The sequence below is a fragment of the bacterium endosymbiont of Pedicinus badii genome (genome assembly GCF_002075085.1).
Classification (GTDB): domain Bacteria; phylum Pseudomonadota; class Gammaproteobacteria; order Enterobacterales; family Enterobacteriaceae; genus PRUG.
In genome coordinates, this window is the sequence record NZ_LKAS01000001.1 from 138,905 (window position 1) to 162,524 (window position 23,620).

At 23.9% G+C, this 23,620-nt stretch carries 22 protein-coding genes and 1 tRNA gene; 18 read left to right on the forward strand and 5 right to left on the reverse strand.

The features are described from left to right. Positions 1-10 precede the first annotated feature (10 nt). The 8 genes from AOQ89_RS00770 to AOQ89_RS00805 all read left to right on the forward strand — a co-directional run bounded on the left by AOQ89_RS00770 (position 11) and on the right by AOQ89_RS00805 (position 8,065). Complete coding sequence (locus AOQ89_RS00770) at positions 11-778, forward strand: YciC family protein (RefSeq protein ID WP_080872391.1); 768 nt, start codon at positions 11-13, stop codon at positions 776-778. A gap of 42 nt (positions 779-820) precedes the next feature. Continuing rightward, on the forward strand, positions 821-2,248 hold the full coding sequence (gene cls / locus AOQ89_RS00775; protein ID WP_080872393.1) for a cardiolipin synthase: 1,428 nt from the start codon (positions 821-823) through the stop codon (positions 2,246-2,248). 69 nt (positions 2,249-2,317) lie between these two features. Continuing rightward, positions 2,318-2,399, forward strand: a tRNA-Tyr gene (locus AOQ89_RS00780). Positions 2,400-2,535: 136 nt separating this feature from the next. After that, positions 2,536-2,883: an endonuclease/exonuclease/phosphatase family protein gene (locus tag AOQ89_RS00785; RefSeq protein WP_080872395.1), complete on the forward strand. Its 348-nt coding sequence runs from the start codon at positions 2,536-2,538 to the stop codon at positions 2,881-2,883. Then, positions 2,799-3,326, forward strand: coding sequence for an exodeoxyribonuclease III (locus AOQ89_RS00790; RefSeq protein WP_080872396.1), 528 nt, complete (start codon positions 2,799-2,801; stop codon positions 3,324-3,326). The genes AOQ89_RS00785 and AOQ89_RS00790 overlap by 85 nt, the downstream gene beginning before the upstream one ends. A gap of 76 nt (positions 3,327-3,402) precedes the next feature. Then, a complete protein-coding gene (gene sppA, locus AOQ89_RS00795; RefSeq protein ID WP_080872398.1) occupies positions 3,403-5,253 on the forward strand; it encodes a signal peptide peptidase SppA in 1,851 nt (616 codons plus the stop codon). A 27-nt stretch (positions 5,254-5,280) separates the two neighbouring features. After that, a complete protein-coding gene (gene gap / locus AOQ89_RS00800) occupies positions 5,281-6,279 on the forward strand; it encodes a type I glyceraldehyde-3-phosphate dehydrogenase (RefSeq protein ID WP_080872400.1) in 999 nt (332 codons plus the stop codon). Between the two features lie 49 nt (positions 6,280-6,328). After that, on the forward strand, positions 6,329-8,065 hold the full coding sequence (locus AOQ89_RS00805) for a potassium/proton antiporter (protein ID WP_080872402.1): 1,737 nt from the start codon (positions 6,329-6,331) through the stop codon (positions 8,063-8,065). Here AOQ89_RS00805 and alr read toward each other — a convergent pair. Continuing rightward, the gene (gene alr, locus AOQ89_RS00810) at positions 8,043-9,122 is read right to left on the reverse strand and encodes an alanine racemase (RefSeq protein ID WP_080872404.1); all 1,080 of its coding nucleotides are present in this window, start codon (positions 9,120-9,122) and stop codon (positions 8,043-8,045) included. The genes AOQ89_RS00805 and alr overlap by 23 nt on opposite strands. A 174-nt stretch (positions 9,123-9,296) precedes the next feature. Here alr and minC point away from each other — a divergent pair, with 174 nt between their 5' ends. Genes minC through minE form a run of 3 tightly spaced genes read left to right on the forward strand, consistent with a single transcriptional unit; the run spans position 9,297 to position 11,011 of the window. Beyond that, entirely contained in the window at positions 9,297-9,929 is a 633-nt protein-coding gene (gene minC / locus AOQ89_RS00815; protein WP_080872406.1) for a septum site-determining protein MinC, read from the forward strand. 16 nt (positions 9,930-9,945) lie between these two features. Further along, positions 9,946-10,758: a septum site-determining protein MinD gene (gene minD, locus AOQ89_RS00820; RefSeq protein WP_080872408.1), complete on the forward strand. Its 813-nt coding sequence runs from the start codon at positions 9,946-9,948 to the stop codon at positions 10,756-10,758. 1 nt (position 10,759) lies between these two features. Further along, entirely contained in the window at positions 10,760-11,011 is a 252-nt protein-coding gene (gene minE, locus AOQ89_RS00825; protein ID WP_143715370.1) for a cell division topological specificity factor MinE, read from the forward strand. Here minE and tsaB read toward each other — a convergent pair. Then, positions 11,001-11,624, reverse strand: coding sequence for a tRNA (adenosine(37)-N6)-threonylcarbamoyltransferase complex dimerization subunit type 1 TsaB (tsaB, locus tag AOQ89_RS00830; protein ID WP_080872412.1), 624 nt, complete (start codon positions 11,622-11,624; stop codon positions 11,001-11,003). The genes minE and tsaB overlap by 11 nt on opposite strands. 17 nt (positions 11,625-11,641) lie before the next feature. Here tsaB and AOQ89_RS00835 point away from each other — a divergent pair, with 17 nt between their 5' ends. From AOQ89_RS00835 to manZ, 4 genes are read left to right on the forward strand one after another with little or no spacing between them, the layout of a single operon-like run. Continuing rightward, on the forward strand, positions 11,642-13,009 hold the full coding sequence (locus AOQ89_RS00835) for a chorismate-binding protein (protein ID WP_080872414.1): 1,368 nt from the start codon (positions 11,642-11,644) through the stop codon (positions 13,007-13,009). A gap of 22 nt (positions 13,010-13,031) precedes the next feature. After that, the gene (gene manX, locus AOQ89_RS00840; protein ID WP_080872417.1) at positions 13,032-13,976 is read left to right on the forward strand and encodes a PTS mannose transporter subunit IIAB; all 945 of its coding nucleotides are present in this window, start codon (positions 13,032-13,034) and stop codon (positions 13,974-13,976) included. 12 nt (positions 13,977-13,988) lie between these two features. Beyond that, on the forward strand, positions 13,989-14,789 hold the full coding sequence (locus tag AOQ89_RS00845) for a PTS mannose/fructose/sorbose transporter subunit IIC (protein ID WP_080872419.1): 801 nt from the start codon (positions 13,989-13,991) through the stop codon (positions 14,787-14,789). A gap of 19 nt (positions 14,790-14,808) precedes the next feature. Beyond that, positions 14,809-15,654, forward strand: coding sequence for a PTS mannose transporter subunit IID (gene manZ, locus AOQ89_RS00850; protein WP_080872421.1), 846 nt, complete (start codon positions 14,809-14,811; stop codon positions 15,652-15,654). Positions 15,655-15,696: 42 nt separating this feature from the next. Here manZ and cspE read toward each other — a convergent pair whose 3' ends face one another. Continuing rightward, positions 15,697-15,906: a transcription antiterminator/RNA stability regulator CspE gene (gene cspE, locus AOQ89_RS00855; RefSeq protein ID WP_080872422.1), complete on the reverse strand. Its 210-nt coding sequence runs from the start codon at positions 15,904-15,906 to the stop codon at positions 15,697-15,699. Positions 15,907-16,133: 227 nt separating this feature from the next. Continuing rightward, on the reverse strand, positions 16,134-17,021 hold the full coding sequence (htpX, locus tag AOQ89_RS00860; protein WP_080872424.1) for a protease HtpX: 888 nt from the start codon (positions 17,019-17,021) through the stop codon (positions 16,134-16,136). 164 nt (positions 17,022-17,185) lie between these two features. Between htpX and AOQ89_RS00865 the strand changes: the two genes are divergently transcribed. Together AOQ89_RS00865 and AOQ89_RS00870 are read left to right on the forward strand one after the other, a co-directional pair. Continuing rightward, a complete protein-coding gene (locus tag AOQ89_RS00865; RefSeq protein ID WP_080872427.1) occupies positions 17,186-19,927 on the forward strand; it encodes a two component system sensor kinase in 2,742 nt (913 codons plus the stop codon). Position 19,928: 1 nt separating this feature from the next. After that, positions 19,929-20,558 (forward strand): two component system response regulator, encoded by a 630-nt coding sequence (locus AOQ89_RS00870; RefSeq protein ID WP_080872430.1) that lies wholly within the window; start codon positions 19,929-19,931, stop codon positions 20,556-20,558. A gap of 12 nt (positions 20,559-20,570) precedes the next feature. Here the strand turns inward: AOQ89_RS00870 and zwf are convergent, their stop codons facing one another. Next, complete coding sequence (gene zwf / locus AOQ89_RS00875) at positions 20,571-22,049, reverse strand: glucose-6-phosphate dehydrogenase (protein WP_080872431.1); 1,479 nt, start codon at positions 22,047-22,049, stop codon at positions 20,571-20,573. A gap of 134 nt (positions 22,050-22,183) precedes the next feature. Here zwf and pyk point away from each other — a divergent pair, with 134 nt between their 5' ends. Then, positions 22,184-23,608, forward strand: coding sequence for a pyruvate kinase (gene pyk, locus AOQ89_RS00880; RefSeq protein ID WP_080872433.1), 1,425 nt, complete (start codon positions 22,184-22,186; stop codon positions 23,606-23,608). Positions 23,609-23,620 lie beyond the last annotated feature (12 nt).

Sequence of the window (23,620 nt, forward strand, 5' to 3'; positions counted from 1 at the left end):
AATTATCCAAATGTCTTCTCATATTGATAAGATTTATAAAAACACAATAAATTGCATAAAGAATCAGTATAAGAAAATTTTTTTCTTTACTTTTTTTTCAGAAATAGTTAATTTTTTTTTAAAAAATATTTCCTTAATTACTAATAAAAGAAGTAAGGAAATAATGGAAAACATTAGTATAAGTAGTATACAAAAAAGTAGTATACAAAATTTAATACAAGAACTTTCTCAGCAGGATAATTTTTATGTACTAAAATTCATTTTTTTTACTTTTTTTATACATATTTTTAGTAATTCAATACAAGTTTGTAGTATTCTATTACTAAGTAAATATTTTTATACAGAAAAAAATATAAGCTTATCTAAGATTGTTAGATCTTCTTTTTTGTTTTTTCCAAAAATTTTTTTTCTAAATCTTATAGTATTTTTTTTGGTGCAATTAGGATTTTTATGCATGTTTTTTCCAGGAATTTTACTTATTGTATTTTTAAGTTTTTCTCCAATATTTGCTGTGCAAGATATTCATAGTAAAATTACTTCTTCTTTAAAAAAGAGTATATTTCTAGTCAATTCTAAAATTAAAACTGTTTCCTACACTTTTTTGGTATATTATTCTATTAAATATGCATTTTTTTTTCTTTTAATAGTTTCGAAACCTTTTTTTCCAATTTTTTTTTCTTATATATTTATTTTATTAAATAAATTACTTTTTTCATTTTTGCTAATTTATTTTTTTACAATGTATATAGCGTTTGATAAAAAAAGTGAAAATACTTAAAATATCTTATAAAATACAGATTTATAATTTTTTTTAAGTACTATTTTTATTTTGATCTATTTAAATCATTTCTATAATTTTATTAATAAAATATTTATAAAAAATAAAAAATTTATGTTTCTACTTAATTGGCTATTTTTTATGCATTTTATTTCAATTTTTGGAATACTATTTTATGTTTTTTTTGGAAAAAATAAAATATCTAAAAGATTTGAGAAATATAAAGAAATTTTATCAAGAATCAATAAAGAATGGAAAAAAAAAAGAAATAAAAAAAAAATTGTATTTTCCTATCGATACAGCAAAACAGCGCATCCTCTATTTCAATTTTGTAATTTGCAACAAGACCTTCAAAGTATGAAAATTGAAAAAATAAAATTGTATACGAATACAAAAAGATTTATGCAATCTTTATTAGTAGATATAAAAAATGCAAAATATAGCATAGATATTGTATTTTATATATGGAATTCTAAAGGAATTGTGTATAAAGTAACTAAAGAACTTATCAATGCAGCTAAAAGAGGGGTATGTTGCAGAATTATACTAGATGATGCAGGAAGCAAAAAATTTTTTAAAAGTAAAAACTATAAATTATTTCTTTCTTATGGAATAAATATAGTAAAAGCATTTAAAATAAATATATTTTCATTATTTATTACAAGAATAGATCTAAGACAACATAAAAAAATGATCATAATAGATGAAAAACAGGCTTATATAGGAAGTATGAATATGGTAGATCCTTGTTTCTTTAAGAAAAATATAGGAATAGGAAACTGGATTGATATTATGATTAAAATACACGGTCCCATTATTTTTTATATCAAAATGATATTTAATTGCGATTGGGAATTTGAAACAGGCAAAAAAATTCTTCTCCCTTGTATAAATTTAAAAAAAAATAAAATTTTTAAGAAAAATGATTCTATTCACTACATAGCTTCTGGACCAGGATTTAAAAAAGGAATTATACATAAAGCTTTTTTAATTGCTATACATTCTGCAAGAAAAAAAATTATTATTACCACTCCATATTTTATACCTACGAATGATTTAGTATACGCGATATGCACTGCTGCACAAAGAGGAGTGAAAGTGTTTGTTATTATACCAAAAAAAATAGATTCTTTTCCAGTATATTGGGCTAGAAGAGTATTTTTTAAAGATCTTCTTACTTCAGGAGTGGTAATATATCAATTTTTTCACGGTTTACTACATACAAAAAGTATACTTATAGATAATAGACTAAGCCTAATTGGTACTGCAAATTTTGATATGCGCAGTCTTTGGTTGAATTCAGAATTAACAATAATTATAGATAGTAAAAAATTTGGAAAAAAGTTAAAAAAATTACAAGAAAAATATATTGCTTTATCAAAAGCAATTAGTTTTTATAGTTGGAAGAAAAGACCTATTTGGAAAAAATTATTAGAGAGGTTTTTCTATCTTTTTAGCCCTTTATTATAAAAATATAATTTTATTGACAAAATTTTAAAAAAAATTTACAAAACTTTTTAAATATGAAATAATAAAAAAGGTGGGATTCCTGAGCGGCCAAAAGGAGCAGACTGTAAATCTGTCGTCGTAGACTTCGAAGGTTCGAATCCTTCTCCCACCAAGTAAAATTTTTTCATAAAAACTCAAGTTAAATAACTAGTGAGGTTATTTAGTGACTAAAAGACAGCGTTTGTAAATCTTTCGTAATAGACTTCAGAAGTTTAAATCCTTCTTCTACTACCATATGAAATAAAATCATGAAAATTGTTTCTTTTAATGTAAATGGTATACGTGCAAGAATAGAAGCTATAAAAAATATAATTCAATCAGATAATCCTGATATTATTGGTTTACAAGAAATTAAAACTTCCAATGAAAATTTTCCTTATTTAGAATTTCTAAAATATGGATACCAATCTTTGGTATATGGTCAAAAACAAAAGTATGGAGTAGCAATTTTAACTAAAATACCAAATAAAGATCTTTTTATAGGAATTAAAAAGAAAGAAAAAAATAAAAGATTTATAGGAATAAGTTTTGTAAAAAAAAAAAATTTTTCTTTTTTAATTGTTATGCTCCTCAAGGAGACAAGAAGAGCAATTTAAAAAAATTTTTAGAAAAAAAAAATTTTTTTAGAAATTTATTTAAGTATATAAAAAAAAATTTTTATGGTAAAAAAAACTTAATTTTATCTGGAGATTTCAATATTGCGCAAAAAGATTTAGATATAGGGATTAGTGAAAAACAAAAAAAATACTGGATAAAATCTAAAAAATGTTCTTTTTTACCAGAAGAAAGAGAATGGATCAAAAAAATAGAAAACTTAGGTCTAACGGATATATACAGATTTACGTATCCTTTTCACAGAAAGTTTTCCTGGTACGATTATAGATATTTTAAAAAATATAAAATAGGAATGAGAATAGATACAATTTTTATAAGTAAAAATCTTATAAATTGTGTTAAAAAAATCAGTATGATGCAAAAATTCAGAGAATACAATAGACCCTCTGATCATATTCCTATTTTAATTGAAATTAAAATATAAAAATTTTTATATAAAAATTTCATGAAATTTATTTTATTATTTAATTTTTTTTGATACAAAGGTTTAAATTAAAATAATGCGTATAAAATTTTTAAAAATGATTTTTTCTCCAATTTTTTGGATTTGGAAAATTTTAAATTTTTTTAGAACCTTGTTACTAAACATTATTACACTACTGGTATTTTTTTTCATTTTTCTGTTCTTTATATATTTTTCAAATAATAAAAAAAACGTAAAAGGAGTACTAAATATTGATATATTAGGATCAATAGTAGATAAACCTCCAAAAACAAAAAAAATATACAAAATAAGTAATAGACTATTAGGAAGTTCAAAAAATTATCTTCCTGAAAATTCTGTGTATGAAATATGCAATGCGATAAAAAAAGCAAAATTTGATGATAACATTAAAGGAATTATACTAAATCTACAGAATTTTTCAGATTCTGAATGCAATTTAATTGAATATATAGGAAAGTATTTAAAAGAATTCAAAAAATCAGGAAAACCAATATATGCAATTAGTAATTCTTATGACAAAAAACAATACTTACTAGCTAGTTACTCTGACAAAATATACTTAACTCCAGAGGGATCGGTAGATTTATATGGATTTTCTATAAATGATTTGTACTACAAAGATTTTTTAGACAAATTAAAAATAGAAAGAAATGTATTCAGAATTGGACCTTATAAAAGTGCTGTAGAACCTTTATTTAGAAACAATATGTCAGAAGAGTCTAGGAATAATAGAAAAAAATGGATAATTCAGATCTGGAACTCTTATAAAAAAATTATCGCAAAGAATAGGAATTCTAATGAAGATATTCTATTTCCAGATGCGGAAGAAACCATAGAAAAATTAAATATTTTAGAAGGAAATTTGGCAAAATTAGCTTTAGAAAAGAAACTAGTCGACAAAATAATTTCTTTCTCTGATTTTGAAAGAGAAATGATAAAAATTTTTGGAATTGATAAAAAGAAAAATACCTACAAATCTGTTAGCATCTATGAATATCAAAAAAAACAAAAAATTCCTAAAAACAGTCAAAAAATTGCAGTTGTTTTTTTAGACGGCATTATATCGGATTCTTATGAAAACAGTTCAATTATTAATTCTAAAAATTTTGTGAAGAATATAAAAGATATTCAAGAAAATCCAGAAGTACAAGGAATTGTTCTAAGAATAAATACTCCTGGAGGAAGTGTCGCAGCATCTGAAATAATTAGAAATTCTTTAAAAAAGTATTCTTTAGAAACTAAAAAACCTATAGTTGTTTCAATGGGTTCTATAGCTGCATCTGGAGGATATTTAGTTTCTACTGCTGCAGATTATATAATTTCTGAAAGTAGTACACTAACTGGATCTATAGGAATATTTAGTGTAGTGAACACTATTCAAAATGCTTTAAATGCTATAGGGATATACTCTGATGGAGTTTCTACAACTCAATTAGATGAAATCAGTGTTATCAAAAAATTATCTAAAGAAAACGCAGCTATTATAGATCTAATTACTAAAAAGAAATACGAAGATTTTATCAAAATCGTATCAAATTCTAGAAATAAAAAAATTGAAGAAATAGAAAAAATCAGTCAAGGTATAGTTTGGACAGGTAGAGATGCAAAAAAAATTGGACTGGTAGATGAAATTGGAGATTTTGATGATGCTATAAACAAAGCTTATAAAATGTGTAAAATCAAAGAAGGTAGTATAATTTGGTACTATAATAATTCTAGTATTTTAGACTCTATTCTTTATGAAAATAAATTTTTAAATAGCATTTTATATAAAATTTTTAAAATAAATCTACTTTATTATCTTCCATATATAGAAGATATATTTAAAAATCAAGAAACAAATAAATTCATATTTAATGAAAATAAAGATATGCAGTACGCTATTTGCACTTCTTGTAATAAATAAAAAATCAATTTTAAAAGGATCTTATTTATGAGTATAAGAATTGGAATTAATGGTTTTGGAAGAATAGGAAGAGTAATTTTTAGATTATCACAAAAAAGAAAAGACATTAATGTTATTGCAATTAATGATGTTTTAGATGCTAAGTATATAGCTTATATGCTCAAGTATGATTCAATGCATGGAGAATTTAAAGGAAAAATATCTTTTGAAAAAAATTTTTTACTAGTTAATAATAAAAAAATTGTGTGTCTTTCAAAAAAAAATCCTAAAGAAATTCAATGGGGAAAATTAGGAGTCGATATAGTTATAGAATCAACTGGATTATTTTTAACTAAAGAACTTGCTTATGGACATATTCATTCTGGTGCTAAAAAAGTAGTTATGACAGGACCTTCTAAAGATCAAACTCCTATGTTTGTTATTGGTGTTAATGAAAAATCTTACAGAAAAGAAAAAATTATTTCTAATGCTTCTTGTACAACAAATTGTTTAGCTTTACTTGCAAAAGTTATACAAGAAAATTTTGGCATCACAGAAGCCTTGATGACTACCGTACATGCTGTTACTGCGACACAAAAAACTGTAGATGCTGCTTCTAAAAGAGATTGGAGAGGAGGTAGAGCGGCATTTCAAAATATTATTCCAGCTTCTACTAGCGCAGCCACTGCAGTAGGAAAAGTGATACCGGAATTACAAGGAAAAATTACTGGAATGTCTTTTAGAGTTCCTGTTGCAAATGTTTCTGTAGTAGATTTAACTGTAAGAACAAAAAAATCTACTTCTTACTATAGTATATGTAAAATAATTAAAGAGTATTGTAAAAATAAATTTTATGGCATTATGGGGTATACTGAAGATGAAGTAGTTTCTTCAGATTTTAATGGAAATGAATTAACTTCAATATTTGATGCAAAAGCAGGAATCGAATTAAATAAAAACTTTTTTAAATTGATTGCATGGTACGATAATGAAACTGGGTATTCTAGTAAAGTGTTAGATTTAGTATCTTATGTAGCAAAATTTTAAATCTATATTCATTAGTATTTATTTTATAATTACTTTAAGGTATTAAGATTTGCACAATACAGATAGCTTATTTATTATAAGCGCTATTCTAATTAGCATCAGCATTATACTAAGTTCAATTTCTTCTCGTTTAGGAATTCCTATATTAGTAATTTTTTTGGCTATAGGAATGTTAGCAGGAGTAGACGGAATAGGAAAAATAGATTTCAACGACTACTCAATTGCTTATTTTATTAGTAATCTGTCTTTAGCAATAATTCTACTAGACGGAGGTATGAGAACAAAAAAATCTGCTTTTTCTGTTGCTATAAAACCTTCTTTATCGTTATCTGTTTTAGGTGTAGCAATCACTGCAGGAATGACTGGAATGATGGCTTCTTATTTATTTAGTCTAAATATTATAGAAGGAATGTTAATAGGAGCTATCATATCTTCCACTGATGCAGCAGCTGTTTTTTCCCTTATAGGAAATAAAGGAATTAATGAAAGAGTTAGTTCTACTTTAGAACTAGAATCTGGAAGCAATGATCCTATGGCTGTTTTCCTTACTACTACACTCATCTCTGCTATAAAAAATAAAAGTAATTTTTCTTTTTTTTTCTTTATACTACATTTTTTTCAAGAATTTGGATTAGGTATTCTAACAGGATTTTTAGGAGGATGGCTTTTACAAAAGGCAATTAATAAAATTTCTTTATCAAATAGTTTGTATCCTTTGCTAGCAATTAGTGGAGGAATTTTAGTATTCTCAATAACAAATTTTTTTGGAGGAAGTGGAATATTAGCAATATATTTATGCGGATTTTTTTTAGGAAATCATCCAATAAAAAATAGATACGGTATATTACAAACCTTTGATGGAATGGCTTGGTTAAGTCAAATTTGTATGTTTCTGGTGTTGGGATTATTAGTTACTCCTAGTGATTTAATTAAGATTTCCATGCCTTCTTTGTTTTTATCTATTTGGCTAATGCTGATAGCGAGACCTTGTTCAATATTTTTAAGTTTATTATTTTTTAAAGAATATTCTTTAAAAGAAAGAATATTTTTATCTTGGGTAGGTTTAAGAGGAGCAGTTCCAATTATTTTAGCAGTTTTTCCAATGATGGCAGGTTTAAATAATTCAAAATTGTATTTTAATGTAGCTTTTTTTGTTGTACTAATTTCTCTTTTATTTCAAGGTACTTCTTTAAGTTTTGCTGCTAGATTTGCAGGAGTAATTATTCCTCCTATTTCTTTGCCTATGATAAGAATTGGAATAGATATATGTCCAAAAAATCATTGGGAGCAATTTATATATAGAATAAAAAAAAGAAGTTCTTGTATAGGTATTTTATTAAAAGACATTAAAATTCCGAAAAACTCTAAAATTACGGCTATTTTTAGAAAAAATATGTTGATTAATTTGCATCCGTATATAAGAATAAAAAAAGACGATATTCTTTGTATAATAGGAAAAGAAAAGAATTTATCTTATCTTAGTAAAGTATTTAGTTGTAAACCAAAAAACAAAAAATTTATTTTTGGAATTTTTATACTAAACGCTAGAACTAAAATATACGAAATATCAAAAATTTACGGAATACAATTTTCTAAAAAAATTTCAAAAAATATTAGTTTAGAAAAATTTTTTATGAAACTTACAAAAAATATTACTCCTGTAGTTGGAGATAGTATATTATTTGAAAATATGATCTGGATAATTGCTGAAAAAAGAAATTATAAAATAAAAAAAATAGGAATAAAACTTTTAGAAAAATCTTCTATTTTTTATAGAAATACCTAATATCTTTAGAAATATTACTAAAAATTTGATAAGAACTTGTTTGACAAAATTCAGCTACTTCATTAATTTTTATATTTTCTCCCCAAAGTTCAACTTTAGATCCTAAAGATGCTTGCGGACAAAATTGTAGATCTACAACCATCATATTCATACAAACAAATATGACAAAGCATTTTTTTCCTTCAACTAAACAATATGAGTGTCCAATACGAATTTTTTTTGGATATCCGTCATTATATCCACAGGCTACAATCCCAACTTTTCTACTTTTAATTTTTTTTTCCTTATTATAGTATCCAAAATTCTTTCTTATATTAGAAAATTCTTGTATAGATATTATCTCACTTTGCAAAGTCATTACAGGTTTTATTTTATACTGTTTAACCTTTTTTTCAAATTTCTTACTAGGAGAAACTCCATATAGCAAAATACCTGGTCTAACAAAATCTAAATGTGTTTCTTTAGAAAGAAGCATAGAAGCAGAATTTGCGAGACAGAAACTATTTACTGGTATTTTCGTGCTAATATTTTTAATAGTATACATAATTTTTTTAGTACTTTTTTTGCTATTAGTATTGTAAAAATGAGTCATTAAAATTATATTAGAAAATTTTTTTGTTTTTTTCATTTCTATCCAAAATTTTATAAAATTTTTCTTATCAAAACCTAATCGATTCATTCCACTATTCAACTTAATAAATATATTTTCTGAAATGAAAGAACTATTTTTGAGAATTTTGACTTGCCATTTATTATGAATTACCAAAGTGATTCTGTACTTTACAATAAGTTCTAATTCTTCTTTTTTGAAAAATCCACAAAGCAATAAAATAGGTTTTTTCCAACCATTTTTTCTAAGAAAAATTGCTTCTCTTATTTCTAAAACTGCAAATCCGTTGGCTTTTTTTAGTCCTAGTATAGCACTCATCAAACTATGTCCATAAGCATTAGATTTTACTACTGCCCATATAAATGAATTTTGTACTATTTTTTTAATTATAGATAAATTTTTTGAAAAATTCTTCAAATTGATATTTATAAAAACTGGTCTATACATTTAACAAATTTTAGAAAATTTCTTTTCAATTGTATAACGAAAAAACAATTATTAAAATTTTTATGCCCACTTAAAACCATTTAAATTTTTTAATTTATAAAAAATTTTATATAATACAAGTATTCTAAAAAATACTATCCCTAATTTTTAATATTTTATTTTACTAATTGTAATATGCAAATTAAAGTTAGAAACTTTTCTTTTTTTGTCATATACGTATATGAAAAAGATGTAAATAAACTACAAAAAAAAATCTTTCATTTTTTAGAAAAAAATCCAATTTTTTTAAAAAATATTCCTATTATTGTAAATTTTAAAAATACAAAAAAAAACTTTCCTAAAAAACTTTTTTTAAAAATAATTACAAAAATGGGACTAAATGTAGTAGGTGTAACAAAAAAAAAAATCAAAAAAGAAAATTTTGTGCGTGCAAATTTTTCTATGAAAAAAAATAATTTTCTTTCTAAAAAACAAAAATCCTTTAAAGTTATACAAAGAACAATTAGATCAGGACAGAAAATATACGAAAGAAAAAAAGATTTAATAGTACTTAGTAATATTAATTCAGGAGCAGAAATAATTTCTGATTACAATATATATATTTATGGAACTCTAAGAGGAAAAGCTTTAGCAGGATTTTCCGGAAATAAAGAATGTCAAATATTTTGTACTAAATCAATACCAGAAATGCTTTCTATAGCTGGAAAATGCTGTTTTTATGAAGATATACCAAAAAATCTTATAAAAAAATCTGTTAGATTTTTTTTATTAAATAATAGGATTTGTATGCAAAAAATACTAGTATAAATTTTGAGGAATGATAATGACAAAAATTATTGTTGTCACTTCTGGAAAAGGAGGAGTTGGTAAAACTACTTCCAGCGCTTCCATAGCAATGGGTTTAGCAAAAATTGGATACAAAACAGCAGTTATAGATTTTGACATAGGATTAAGAAATTTAGATTTAATTATGGGATGTGAAAGAAGAGTAGTATACGATTTTATAGATGTAATAAGAGGCAATGCAAATCTTTCTCAAGCTCTAATTAAAGATAAAAGAAGTACAAATCTTTTTATTCTTCCAGCTTCTCAAACAAAAGATAAAGATTCTCTTAATAAAGTAGGGATAAAAAAAATTTTCGATGAACTTGCTAAAAAAAATTTTAGGTTTATTATTTGTGATTCTCCAGCTGGAATAGAATTAGGTTTTTTAATGGCTTTGTACTATGCAGATGAAGCTATTATAGTTACTAATCCTGAAATCTCTTCTGTAAGAGATGCAGATAGAATACTAGGAATTATCGCATCAAAATCTTATAAATCAGAAAATAATCTTAATCCAATAAGAGAACATTTATTGATTAACAGATATAATGCTAATTTAGTTAGTAAAGGAGATATGATGAGTACAAAAGATATAATGGAAATCTTAGGGATACCAATTATTGGTATAATTCCTGAAGATAAACTGGTTTTAAAATCTTCTAACATAGGAAAGCCTGTTATACTACAAAAAAATTCTATAGCAGGAAAAGAGTACTATAACACTGTACTACGTTTGCTTGGAAGAAAAATAGAATTTCCTTTCTTAAAAAAGAAATTTGGATTTTTTAGAAGAATATTTAGGAGAATTTAAAATGAATTTTTTAAATTTCTTTAATTCCAAAAAGTTGAACACTGCAAAAATTGCGAAAAATAGACTTAGAATTCTTATAGATAGTAAAAGAAATAAAAAAAATAAAAGTTTTCCTTCTTTTTTAAGAAAAAAATTAATAACAAAAATTTGCCAACATTATAAAGTTGAACCTAATATGATATCTATAAAAATTAGAAAAAATAATAAAAGTTCTTCATTTTTAGTCTGTAAAATTGAAATTTTTAAAAAGTGATTTTTTTTTTAAAAAATAATTTTGCTACTATTCCTACATGACGAGCATCTATTTTGCATAAATCATGGAAAATTAAATTTTTGTTATTTTTTACTTTTAAAATTTCTTTTTTCCCGTATCCTAAAAAAATAGTTCTTTCTTTGATATATTTTACATAATTAAGAATTTTCTTCACAGAAAATTTTTCTTCTTTTTTTTTTAAAAAAATCCAATTTCCTAAATTGTTTTTTAAACAACTGGCGAAATACATTTTTTTTTTTTTGTATCGAATAGATATTACTACTCTGTTAAGTTGTATTTTTTTTTTGATTGTTTCTGCCAAAATAATATACAAAGGTATTGCGAGAATAGGTACTTTTTTAATAAAAAATATACTATTTGCTATACATTGTGCTACTTTGATTCCTGTAAAATTTCCAGGACCACAATTAAAAGAAATAGCATCAATAGATTTATTAGAAATTTTAGATTTTTTAAATAAATCTTCTATCATAGGAAAAATATACTTAGTATACTGTCTTAGAACTATTTTATTTTTGTAAAAAATTTTTTTTCCTTTAAAAATTGCAACAGAACAAGTACTTGTGGTAGTGTCTATACATAAAATTTTCATGTCAGTATTATTAAATTATGTACTACGAATCTTTATCTTATCAAGAAAATAAAATATTAGAAATATTTAGTCATTTTTCTGATATTCCTTGGTCTATTTTACTACATTCCGGAAATAATAATAAAAAAGATGGAAAATATGATATTTTTTCTTCTTTTCCAGAAGTTACACTACTAACAAAAAATTTCTATACTTTTGTTACTTATAAAAATAAAAGTTTTGTAAGCACTAAAGATCCTATTGAATTAGTAGAATATTTTTTTTCAAAATTTAATAGAGTAAAAAGAAAAAAGAACATTCCTTTTCAAGGAGGAGCAATGGGATTTTTAGGATACGATCTATCAAAATATTTTTTTTCTGGAATTCCCAATATTTCTAAAAAAGATCTATATCTTCCAGATATGGCTGTAGGAATATACAATTGGGCGATTATTTCTGAATTTAAAAAAAAAAAGATTACTTTAGTCAGTAGAAAAAATCCCAATAAAATTATAAAAATGATTAAATCATTAAAAAATAACAAAAAAGAAAATTTTTCTTTGTCTAGCTCATGGAAATCAAACATGTCAAAATTAGAATATAAAAAAAAATTTGAAAAAATTTTTTCGCATCTGAATAAAGGAAATTGCTACCAAATTTGTTTTGGACAAAGATTTTTTTCTTCATATTCTGGAAATGAATGGAGAGCTTTTTGTAATTTACTATTTTACAATTCTGCTTCTTTTTCTTCTTTTATTAGAATTAATAATTCTCAAACTATATTAAGTTTTTCACCAGAAAGATTTTTACAAGTAAAAAAAAAATGTGTTATTTCAGAACCTATTAAAGGAACAACAAATAGATCTAGTAATAAAAAAATAGACAAAAAAAAGAAAATAGATTTGTTTTTATCAGAAAAAAATAAATCTGAAAATGTTATGATTGTAGATCTATTAAGAAACGATATAGGAAAAATTGCTATTCCAGGGAGTGTGTATGTTTCTTCTTTATTTAGAATAGAGAAACTTAAAAAAGTTTATCAGATGGTAAGTACAATTAATGGAAAAATTAGTAGCAATAAAAAAATTTTTAAATTAATTCGTTCTTGTTTTCCAGGAGGTTCAATTACTGGTGCTCCTAAAATAAAAGCTATGCAAATTTTAGAAAGTATAGAACCAAACAAAAGAAATGCTTGGTGCGGAAATGTTTTTTATTTAAGTTTTTGTAAAAATTTTGATAGTAATATACTAATTAGAACTTTAATAACAGAAGAAAAAAAGATATATTGTTCTGCAGGTGGTGGCATAACTATATCTAGTAAGTATGAAGAAGAATTTGAAGAAACTATACATAAAATAATGTCTATTATTCCAGTTTTAAACGCAAAATATGGTATTTTAATTTAATGAAATTAATTTAGGAAAAATTATGAAAACTGCAATTGTTATTAGCACTCATGGAAAAACTGCAGAAAGTATTCTAGAAACTGCAGAAATGATTGCTGGAAAAAGAGAAAATATAAAATTTGTAAATTTTTTATCTGAAGAAGATACTGAAAAATTGTATAAAAAATTTAAAAGTACGATAAAAAAATTGGATTGTAAGAAAGGTGTACTATTTTTAGTAGATATGTGGGGTGGTAGTCCATTTAATGCTGCTAGTAGAATTAAATCTGAAATAAGAAATTGTGAAATTTTGACAGGATTGAATATTCCTATTCTACTAGAAGTGAGTACTTTAGAAGAAGAAAAATTTTCTTTAAAAGAATTAGCTAGTTATCTTCAAGAAATAGGAAAAAAAAGTATACAAATTACGCAAAAAAAAACAAAATGTAAAATAGAAAACAAACAAAAACCTATTAAAGAAAAAGAAAAACTAAGTATGAATCTTTCTTTAATTAGAATAGATGATCGTTTAATACACGGGCAAGTTGTAACAAGTTGGACTAAATCTACTAAAGCAAATAGAATTATAGTAGTAAATGACGAAATATCAAAAGATTTAATTAGAAAAACTTTATTAACTCAAGTACCTCCTCCAGGAATTTCAGCTCATGTTGTTAGTATAGAAAAATTTATCAAAGTATATCAAAATCCAAAATATTCTAAAGATCGAGTCATTTTACTTTTTACGAATCCTAAAGATGTATTTAAAGTTTTAGAAAAAGGAGTAAAATTTAAATCTGTAAATATAGGAGGTATGTCTTTTAAAGAAGGTAAAAAACAAATTCATTCTTCAATTTCTGTAAGTAGTGAAGATATAAAATATTTTTTAAAATTACATAAATTGGGAATAGAATTAGAAATACGAAAGGTAGCTACAGAAAAATCAGTAAATTTAATAAAACTCATTAAAAAAGCAAATAATATTTAAGGAACATCCAAAATGGAAATAAATATAATACAAATCGTTTTGTTGTTTTTTGTTGCTTGTTTGATTGGAATGGAATCCATTTTAGATGAATTTCAATTGCACAGACCAATAATTTCCTGTACTTTAGTTGGAGCAATTTTAGGAGATGTAACAAAAGGAGTTATGATTGGTGGAACCTTAGAAATGATATCACTAGGATGGATGAATATAGGTGCAGCAATTGCTCCAGATGTAGCACTAGCTTCTATAATATCTACTATTCTAGTAATTTCAGGCAGTCAAGAAATTGGATCGGGAATAGCGTTGGCTATACCATTAGCAGCAACAGGACAAGTTTTAACTATTTTAGTAAGAACAATTGCTGTAGGTTTACAGCATATAGCAAATAGATATGCAAACTTTGGAAAAATAAATCAAATTAGTAGAATACATATTTTAGCTCTTTTTATGCAAGCATTACGTATAGCAATTCCTTCTACCATAATAGGAATTTCTGTAGGAACAGAAAAAATTGGAAATTTCTTAAATTCAATACCAAAAGTTATTACTAATGGATTGAATATATCAGGAGGTATTATAGTTGTCGTAGGATATGCTATGGTAATAAACATGATGAAAACTGGATACCTAATGCCTTTTTTCTATTTAGGTTTTGTAATAGCTGCTTTCACAAACTTTAACTTAGTAGCTCTTGGCATTATTGGATCAGTAATGGCTATTATATATATACAGTTGAATCCAAAATATCAAAAAATTACTTCTTATACAAAAGAAAATCTGAGCGCTAAAACTATCGATAATGAATTAGATTAATAAAAAATTGGAATATTCTATGTCTAAAAAAAAAGAAATAATAAAAAAAAAAATTAGCAAAAAAGATCTTATTAAGGTGTTCTTTAGATCAAATTTTTTACAAGGTTCTTGGAATTTTGAAAGAATGCAAGCTATGGGATTTTGTTTTTCCATGATACCAATTATTAAAAAGTTGTATCCAAAAAATGACGAAAATAGAAAAGAAGCTCTTAAAAGACATCTGGAATTCTTTAATACTCATCCGTATATGTTTTCTCCTATTTTAGGAGTAACAATTGCAATGGAAGAAAAAAAATCAAAATTTTCTGGAATAAAAAGTTCTGTAATTAATGGTATTAAAGTAGGTCTTATGGGTCCTTTAGCTGGAGTTGGAGATCCTATATTTTGGGGTACTATCAGACCTATTTTAGCCGCTTTAGGAGCTACTTTTGCAATAGCTGGTAATATTTTTGGTCCAATACTATTTTTTAGTACTTTTAATCTAGTAAGATTATCTACAAAATACTATGGTTTGCTATACGGATATAAAAAAGGTGCTAATATCGTAGAAGATATTAAAGGAGGAGTGCTACAAAAAATTACTGAAGGATCTTCAATACTAGGACTTTTTGTAATGGGAGCTTTAGTAAATAAATGGACACACATCAATATACCTGTTGTAATCTCAAGATTAGAAGGAGGAAATGGAGATTCTAAAATTACTACATTGCAAAACGTATTAGATCAACTTATGCCGGGAATTGTACCTCTAATTTTAACTTTCTTTTGTATTTGGCTATTGAATAAAAAAATTAATGCTCTTTGGATTATTGTGAGTTTTTTTATTTTTGGAATTTTAGGATATTGGTTAGGAATTCTAAACTAAAAAATTGCAACTCTTTTTATAGGAGTTGCAATTTTTTTGCAATTATAATGTAGTTACATTAATAGCTGAAGGTCCTTTTTGTCCGTCTTGGATTTCAAATTCTACATTTTGTCCTTCTGATAAGGTTTTAAAACCACTTCCTTGAATAGCTGAAAAATGCACAAATACGTCTTTACTGCCATCTTCAGGAGTGATAAAACCAAATCCTTTAGATTCATTAAACCACTTGACTTGACCTTTAATTTTTGCCATTGTTACTTATTTCCTCAAACTAAATTAATAAAATTTTATAAAAGAAAATTGTTGCTGTATTTTAGAATTTATTTTTTCTATACAGAAACTTTTTATTCTTTTATTTCATGATAAAAATATTATATTGAACAAAAAATTTATGCAATTTTTTTTACAAAATTTTTAATTGATAGATTTTTATTGTACTTGAGTTTTTGAATATTTCAAATTTTATAATTACGAGAAAATTAGAAATATTTTTCCATTAGTAGAGCTTTTATTCTTTTCTCTAAACTAGGATGCGATAAAAATAATTTAGTTAAAATATTCGAATTAGTTTTTTTTCCATTTATACAAAATGCCTGTACATGATTAGGTTCTTTAGGAGAAATACTGCTTTTTAGTTTTTCTAAAGCAGAAATCATATTTTTTTTTCCAACTATTTTTGCAGATCCAGCGTCAGCGTAAAACTCTCTATTTCTAGAGAACCAAAACACTATAACACTTGCAAATATTCCTAATATAGTTTCTAATATCATACAAAAAACAAAATACAAAAAACTATTTTGTGGTTTTTCTTCTTTACAATTTTTGCTGTTTTGAAATATAGAATATACAATTTGAGCAAGTATTCTGGAAAAGAAAAATACAAAAGTATTTAGTACACCTTGCAATAGAGTCATAGTAACCATATCACCATTTGATATATGACTAATTTCATGAGCCAAAACTGCTTCTTTCTCTTTTTCGTTCATATTATCTATTAATCCTTGACTTACAGCTATTAAAGAATTATCTTTACTTATTCCAGTTGCAAAAGCATTTATTTCCATAGATGGATATATAGCAATTTTCGGAGTTTTAATATTTACTATTTTTGCATGTTTAGATATAGTTTTGAATAACCAATTTTCTTCTTGGTTTGTAATTTTTTTTATTATTCTCCCAGATACGGATTTTAGAGATAAATACTTTGATAGTACTAAAGATACTATAGATCCTCCAAATCCAAATATTCCTGAAATTATTAGTAGAGATAGTATATTAGATTTTTGAAATCCGGAAAATTGTAAGATCATTCCTAATGTTAGTAAAATTGAAAAGTTTGTTAGAAGAAAAATTGCTATTCTTAGCATAATTTTATTTTCTCCATTATAAATAAGATTTTATAAAAATTTTAATGTTTGCAAAATTATAAAAAATTATTTTTTTTTAGTAAACATTAAACTAATTTAATTTTAAATAGTAGGAAAAAAATACTTTAATTGCTTAGTATTTTACAAATCTAAATTTTATAATCATGAAAATAACAAATTCTATAGTGGCAAAATTAACCACTTTTATAATACTGAATCTAATAATTATTTGGATACTGTCTATATTTATATTTTCTTATATTTCTTTTGATAGAAATAAAAGAATGATCTTAGAAAATACTGAAAAACTTGCTTTATTAAAAAATAATCTAACAAGTTATAAATTTTTAGGAGCAGAAAAAGATGTAGAAGAATTAGAAAAGAAATATAAGAATTATAAAGAAAAAAATCATTATACATCTTCTATTCTAGAAAAGAATGATAGAAAAAATAAGAATGTTTGTACATACAAAAATACAAAAGAGAATTACAAAAATTTTATAAAGTACTATGGAACTTCTGGACAAACTTACTATATAGATAGTTTTCTATTTGATCAAAAATATAATATTTTACTTTTGCCAAAAAAAGTAGAAAAGGGATATTTTTTTGCACAAAAAAAAATTTTAAATGAAATTTCAGAGTATTCAAAAAATAAAAAATTTTATTGGAGCATTCCAAGATACCAAGAAAAAATAGGATGGATAGTTTCTGTAGCTAAAAAAGTAGATTGTAATACTGTTATAGGTTTAATTATAAAAATTAATGATATTTTTGAGTATACAAGCAAAATTTTTGGAACAGAAATAAATGTCTGGACTGATAAAAAAGGAAATCTTTTACATTTTTCTCGAGTATCTGAATTTAATGAAAAAAAATTAAAATCTATTATTGACTTCAAAAATATCCGAGAAGGTTGGCAAAAAATTTCTGGATACAGTATATACTGTAAAATTTTGGTACCAAATAAATGGAAACAAATTACTATACTACCCAATAGAGATTTTTTTGATGAAAGTATGAAAATTTTAAATAAACAGCTTCCATTTGTAGTACTGACTTTATTAATTTTAATTACTAATTTAGTTATTTTATTAAGAATACACTTAGCTAAACCACTTTGGAAATTTATAGATATTATTACTAAAACAAGTTTTAAATCTTTACAAAAAAAACTACCTCAAAATAGAAACGATGAGATTGGAAAAATAGCAAAATCTTATAATTTACTATTAAAAATTTTAAAATTTCAATATGAAAATTTGGAAAAACAAGTTCAATATAGAACAAGACAAATTAATTTTGCTAAAAAAAAAGCAGAAATTGAAAATAAAAGAAAAAGTATACAAATTACAAATATTAGTCATGAAATAAGAACTCCATTAAATGGAATACTAGGAGCCATAGATATGTTAAAGACTACTTCTCTTAGTAAAAAACAAAAAGAATTAAATAAGATTACTAAAGAATGTGCAGTATCTCTATCTTCTATAGTAAATAATTTACTAGATTATTCTATAATAGAATCAGGACAAATTTCTTTACATAATAAAATAACTTCTATACTGAGAATAATAGATCAGTCAATTTATACCATACAAAATGCAAGTAAAAAAAAATCAATTGAATTAAGAACTTTTATAGGAAGAAGAATTCCAAAAGAGATTTATACAGATGGAGAAAAATTAAAACAAATACTAATTAATATTCTAGGTAATGCAATTAAATTTACTCAAAAAAACGGAAAAATACTTCTTAGTGTTCTAAGAAGAAAAAAAAATATAAGATTTTCTATTCATGATAATGGATCAGGTATATCCGATAAAGATCAATCAAAGATATTTATACCATTTTTCCAATCAAAAAACACAGTTCAAGGTACTGGATTAGGACTAACAATTGCTAAAAATTTAGTTGAAATTATGAAAGGAAAAATATCTTTGTATAGTATTTTAAATTTTGGCACTATTGTAGTTTGCACCATTCCTTTACTAACAAAAGAAAAAGAAGAAATAAAATTTCATAAAGAAATCAAAAAAGTTCCTCTTTTTTTATACCAACAATTATCTAACTGGGGAATAAAATGCAGTATTTCATATGAGAAAAACAAGTATTTTAAAAAAGAATTTCAATTCTTACCAAATCAATTATACAAATATATAAGAAATATACTCAAAGAAAAAAATTTCTATAAATTTAAGAAAAAACATTTTTTAGTGCAACCATGGAGAATGAAAATACTTATAGTAGAAGATGAAAAAATTAATAGAAATTTAATTACTATGATGTTAGAGTATTTACAACAAGAAGTCTATTCTGTTTCTTCTGCAAGAAAAGCAATTTTACTAGGAAGAGTTCATAGATTTGATTTAGTTATAGTAGATATAAAAATGCCAGAAATAAGTGGATTATCTTGTATAGAAATTTGGAGAGAAGACGAAAAAAATAAAGATAAAAATTGCATGATCGTTATACTTTCTGCTAGTATTTCACAAAAAGATATAAAATATAGTAAAAAAATAGGAGTTAATCAATACTTGATTAAACCAATTAATATTTTACAAATTGCAAATATTTTAAGCATTGCATATGAATTTCAAATTCTAAGAAATATTCCATTAAAAGAGAATCATACAGAAAAAAAAGAAAATTTTAAAAAATTTTTTGTTCCTAAAAAGAAATTATTTCTTTTCTTCAAAAAAATTATTTCTAAAATTTATAAAAATAGAAAAAATAAAGAAAAAATTTCGTTTTTTTTACATAATATAAAAGGAATTGCAGGACAATGTAATTTAAAAAATACTTTTAATAGAGTAGTAAAAATTGAAAAAAATCAAAAAGAAGAAATATCTAATAAAGAAATCTTATTATTATATGATACTATACAAAAAAATTTAAAGACCTAATATGTATAATTTGATAATAGCTGATGATCATGAAATTATTTTTTATGCAATTAAAAATCTTTTATATCCTTATACTAGATTTAAAATAATAGCAAAAACTAATAAAGGAAACTCTTTATATAAAATTTGTTGTTTACATAAGCCAGATATTTTAATTTTAGATTTAAATTTACCGGATATTAATGGATTAAACTTAATTTCTAAACTACACTATGAAATTCCAGAAATGTCTATATTAGCCTATACTGCTTTTACAGAAGAAAAAATTGCTATCAGAGCTTTTTCTGATGGAGTAAAAGGATACGTTCTAAAAAACAGTAAGAAACAAATATTACTAGCTGCAATACAAACTGTAGCTGTTAAAAAAGTATATATTGATCCTTCTTTAAATAGAAAAACAATTCTGCAAAAAATAAAAAATAAAAAAAGATTTTTTATTCTTTCTTTCAGAGAAAAACAAATTTTACAGTTAATTTCTTTAGGATACACTAATAAAAAAATTGCAGAAAATTTATTTATTAGTGTAAAAACGGTAGAAACACATAGACTAAATATTATGAGAAAACTAAGTGTACACAAAGTAACAGAATTACTAAATTTCTCTAGAAAATTAGGTCTTATTCAAGACTAGTTTTGTAGTAAATTAAGAGTTATTCCAATATCTTTTATCTTTTTTTAGTATTTTAAAAGAAGATTTTGGACCCCAAGTTCCAGAAGGATAGGTTTGTAAAAATTTTTCTTTTTTTGATATTACTTCAGATAAAGAATCTATCCATTTCCAAGATTCTTCCATTTCTTCTCTTCCTACAAAAAGAGATTGATTTCCTTTCATAACTTCTAATAAAAGTTTTTCATAAGAATTAGAGCAGTATTTTTTAGTTTTAAATATTCTATTAAAATTTGCATTTAATTTTACTTTTTTATAAAAATTGTTTTTTTCTAAATTAGGAATTTTGCTAAAAATATCGATATCTACTCCTTCATCAGGTTGTAGTCTAATTGTAATTTTATTTTGTTCAAAAAATTTATTTTTTTGTTTTAAAAATTTAAATGGATTTCTAAAGTACAAAACTATTTTTGAACATTTTTTTGGCATTCTTTTTCCAGTTCGTAAATAAAATGGAACTCCAAACCAATTGGAATTTTCTATCTCTATTTTGGCAGCAAAAAAAGTTTCTGTTTGACTTTTTTGATTTGCATTTGCTTCTTGTAAGTATCCTAGAACTCTTTTTTTGTCTATATATCCAGAACTATATTGACCAAGAGAAATCAAATTTCTGGCATTTTTAATATCCATTTTTTTTAAAGATTTTAAAATTTTTACTTTTTCCTTTCTTATAGAAAAAACATTCATAGAATTTGGTTTTTTCATAGAAATCATTGTAAGTATTTGCAGCATGTGGCTTTGAAACATATCTTTCATTTGTCCTATTCTATCGAAATAATTCCATCTTTTTTCTATGCCTATTTTTTCTGCCAAAGTTATTTGTATATGGTCTATAGAAATATTATTCCAATTAAAATAAAAAAAAGAATTATAAAATCGTAAAGGAAATAAGTTTAAAACAGTTTCTTTTCCTAAATAATGATCTATTCTATAGATTTGTTCTTCTTGAAAGTATCTTAAAATTTTTTCATTTGTTTTTTTTACAGAAGAATAGTCTGTACCGAAAGGTTTTTCTAGTATAATTCTATTTTCTTTTTTGTTCATTTTGAATTTAGCTAATCCATAGCAAATATTAGAAAAAGTTTCAGGTGGTGTAGCGAAATAGCTAATTGTAATAAAAGAATTTAGTTCAATAATTTCTTTTAATTTTTTAAAATTTTTTGTTTCTTCTATATCTAAATTACAGAATATTAATTTTTCTCTTAGTCTATTCCAAACTGAAAATTCTAAAAAATTTTTAATTTTTTTTTTTATAGCAACGAAAAAAATTTCTCTATAAAAATTTGAATTCCAATTTGCTCTTCCGACTCCTATAATTTTAGTTTTTGGATGTATAAGATGCATTTTTTCTAGTTGATAAATAGCAGGATACAATTTTTTTTTAGATAAATTTCCTTTAGCGCCAAAAATTACTAAATTATACGGATTTATTTTTTTTTGTACAATTTTTGGCATATGATTTCCTTTTAAGAATTAGATGATTAATTTTGATAAAGATTATAACAAAACTATTTTTTTTAAAGATATTTATATTATATTGTTTAAATAAAAAATAAAAATTTTTATAAAAACAAAAGGAATTTATTTATATGATTAGAAAAACTAAAATAGTTGTTACTTTGGGTCCCTCTACTGATTTAGATAAAAATATAGAAAAATTGATTATTTCTGGAGCAGATATATTCCGTTTAAATTTTTCTCATGGAGATTTTCAAGAACATGTAGGAAGAATAGAAAAAATAAAAAAAATTTCTTATAAACTAGGAAAATATGTAGGAATTTTAGGAGATTTACAAGGACCAAAATTAAGAGTAAAAACTTATAAAAAAGAAAATGTGGAACTTAGAGAAGGACAAAAATTTATTTTAAGTTGTCTTTCGAAAGAACTAACTAATCATTTTGTAGGAGTAATAAACTATGAAAAAATACTACAAGACATATTTTTAAAGGATATTCTTTTACTGGATGATGGAAAAATACAATTAAAAGTTGAAAAAATAGAAAAAAATACAATTTTTACTAAAGTTCTTACAGGAGGAGTTTTAGCAAATAATAAGGGAATTAATAAATTATACGGAGGTCTATCAGCAGAAACACTAACAAAAAAAGATAAAAAAGATATTAAAAAGTTATCTAATATGGAGATCAATTATCTAGCCATATCTTTTCCAAAAAATAAATCTGATATACTTTTAGCTAGAAAATTACTTAAAGAAGTAGGCAGTACAGCAAAAATTATCTCCAAAATAGAAAGGGCTGAAGTAGTAAAAAATAAAAGAAATATAGACGAAATGATTTTAGCATCAGACGCTATTATGATTGCAAGAGGAGATTTAGGAGTTGAAATTGGATACGAAAATTTAATAAAAATACAAAAACAAATTATATTGAGATCTATAGAATTGCAAAAACCAGTTATTACAGCAACGCAAATGATGGAATCTATGACATACAATCGTATTCCAACAAGAGCAGAAGTGATGGATGTTGCTAATTCTGTTTTAGATGGTACTGATTGTGTTATGCTTTCTGGAGAAACAGCTACAGGAAAATATCCAGTAGAAACTGTATTGAGTATGTCTAAAATTTGTTTAAAAGCAGAAAAAATAAAAGAAAAAACAATAAGAAATTTTGAAAAAATTACAAATTTACAAGAATCTATTGGAATATCTGCAATTTATATATCTAATATTTTTCATAAAATAAAAGCTATTTTAGCATTTTCTATTTCTGAAAAAGTTTTAGTAAAAATGTCAAAAATGAATTGTAGAACTCCAATATTCTTTGTATCAGAAAATAAAAAAAATCTGTATAATTCTATTTTATGCAAAGGTATTTTTCCAGTATTTCAGATCAAAAATAAAAAAAAGTTTTCTTTACAAAAAAATATTATAGAAAAACTAAAATACAAAAAAATATTAAAAAAAAATGATTTAGTAGTGATTATCAAAAAAAATACAAAAACAAATTTCAAAAAATTTTTTAGTATAATGAAAATATTTCGAGTAGAATAAAGAATTTTCTTA

Bases quoted from the DNA above. Each gene is read 5' to 3' on its own strand.
- AOQ89_RS00770 (WP_080872391.1), top strand. From the start codon at position 11: ATGTCTTCTCATATTGATAAGATTTATAAAAACACAATAAATTGCATA.
- AOQ89_RS00785 (WP_080872395.1), top strand. From the start codon at position 2,536: ATGAAAATTGTTTCTTTTAATGTAAATGGTATACGTGCAAGAATAGAA.
- sppA (WP_080872398.1), top strand. From the start codon at position 3,403: ATGCGTATAAAATTTTTAAAAATGATTTTTTCTCCAATTTTTTGGATT.
- gap (WP_080872400.1), top strand. From the start codon at position 5,281: ATGAGTATAAGAATTGGAATTAATGGTTTTGGAAGAATAGGAAGAGTA.
- alr (WP_080872404.1), bottom strand. From the start codon at position 9,122: ATGTATAGACCAGTTTTTATAAATATCAATTTGAAGAATTTTTCAAAA.
- minC (WP_080872406.1), top strand. From the start codon at position 9,297: ATGCAAATTAAAGTTAGAAACTTTTCTTTTTTTGTCATATACGTATAT.
- minD (WP_080872408.1), top strand. From the start codon at position 9,946: ATGACAAAAATTATTGTTGTCACTTCTGGAAAAGGAGGAGTTGGTAAA.
- minE (WP_143715370.1), top strand. From the start codon at position 10,760: ATGAATTTTTTAAATTTCTTTAATTCCAAAAAGTTGAACACTGCAAAA.
- tsaB (WP_080872412.1), bottom strand. From the start codon at position 11,624: ATGAAAATTTTATGTATAGACACTACCACAAGTACTTGTTCTGTTGCA.
- AOQ89_RS00835 (WP_080872414.1), top strand. From the start codon at position 11,642: ATGTACTACGAATCTTTATCTTATCAAGAAAATAAAATATTAGAAATA.
- manX (WP_080872417.1), top strand. From the start codon at position 13,032: ATGAAAACTGCAATTGTTATTAGCACTCATGGAAAAACTGCAGAAAGT.
- AOQ89_RS00845 (WP_080872419.1), top strand. From the start codon at position 13,989: ATGGAAATAAATATAATACAAATCGTTTTGTTGTTTTTTGTTGCTTGT.
- manZ (WP_080872421.1), top strand. From the start codon at position 14,809: ATGTCTAAAAAAAAAGAAATAATAAAAAAAAAAATTAGCAAAAAAGAT.
- cspE (WP_080872422.1), bottom strand. From the start codon at position 15,906: ATGGCAAAAATTAAAGGTCAAGTCAAGTGGTTTAATGAATCTAAAGGA.
- htpX (WP_080872424.1), bottom strand. From the start codon at position 17,021: ATGCTAAGAATAGCAATTTTTCTTCTAACAAACTTTTCAATTTTACTA.
- AOQ89_RS00865 (WP_080872427.1), top strand. From the start codon at position 17,186: ATGAAAATAACAAATTCTATAGTGGCAAAATTAACCACTTTTATAATA.
- AOQ89_RS00870 (WP_080872430.1), top strand. From the start codon at position 19,929: ATGTATAATTTGATAATAGCTGATGATCATGAAATTATTTTTTATGCA.
- zwf (WP_080872431.1), bottom strand. From the start codon at position 22,049: ATGCCAAAAATTGTACAAAAAAAAATAAATCCGTATAATTTAGTAATT.
- pyk (WP_080872433.1), top strand. From the start codon at position 22,184: ATGATTAGAAAAACTAAAATAGTTGTTACTTTGGGTCCCTCTACTGAT.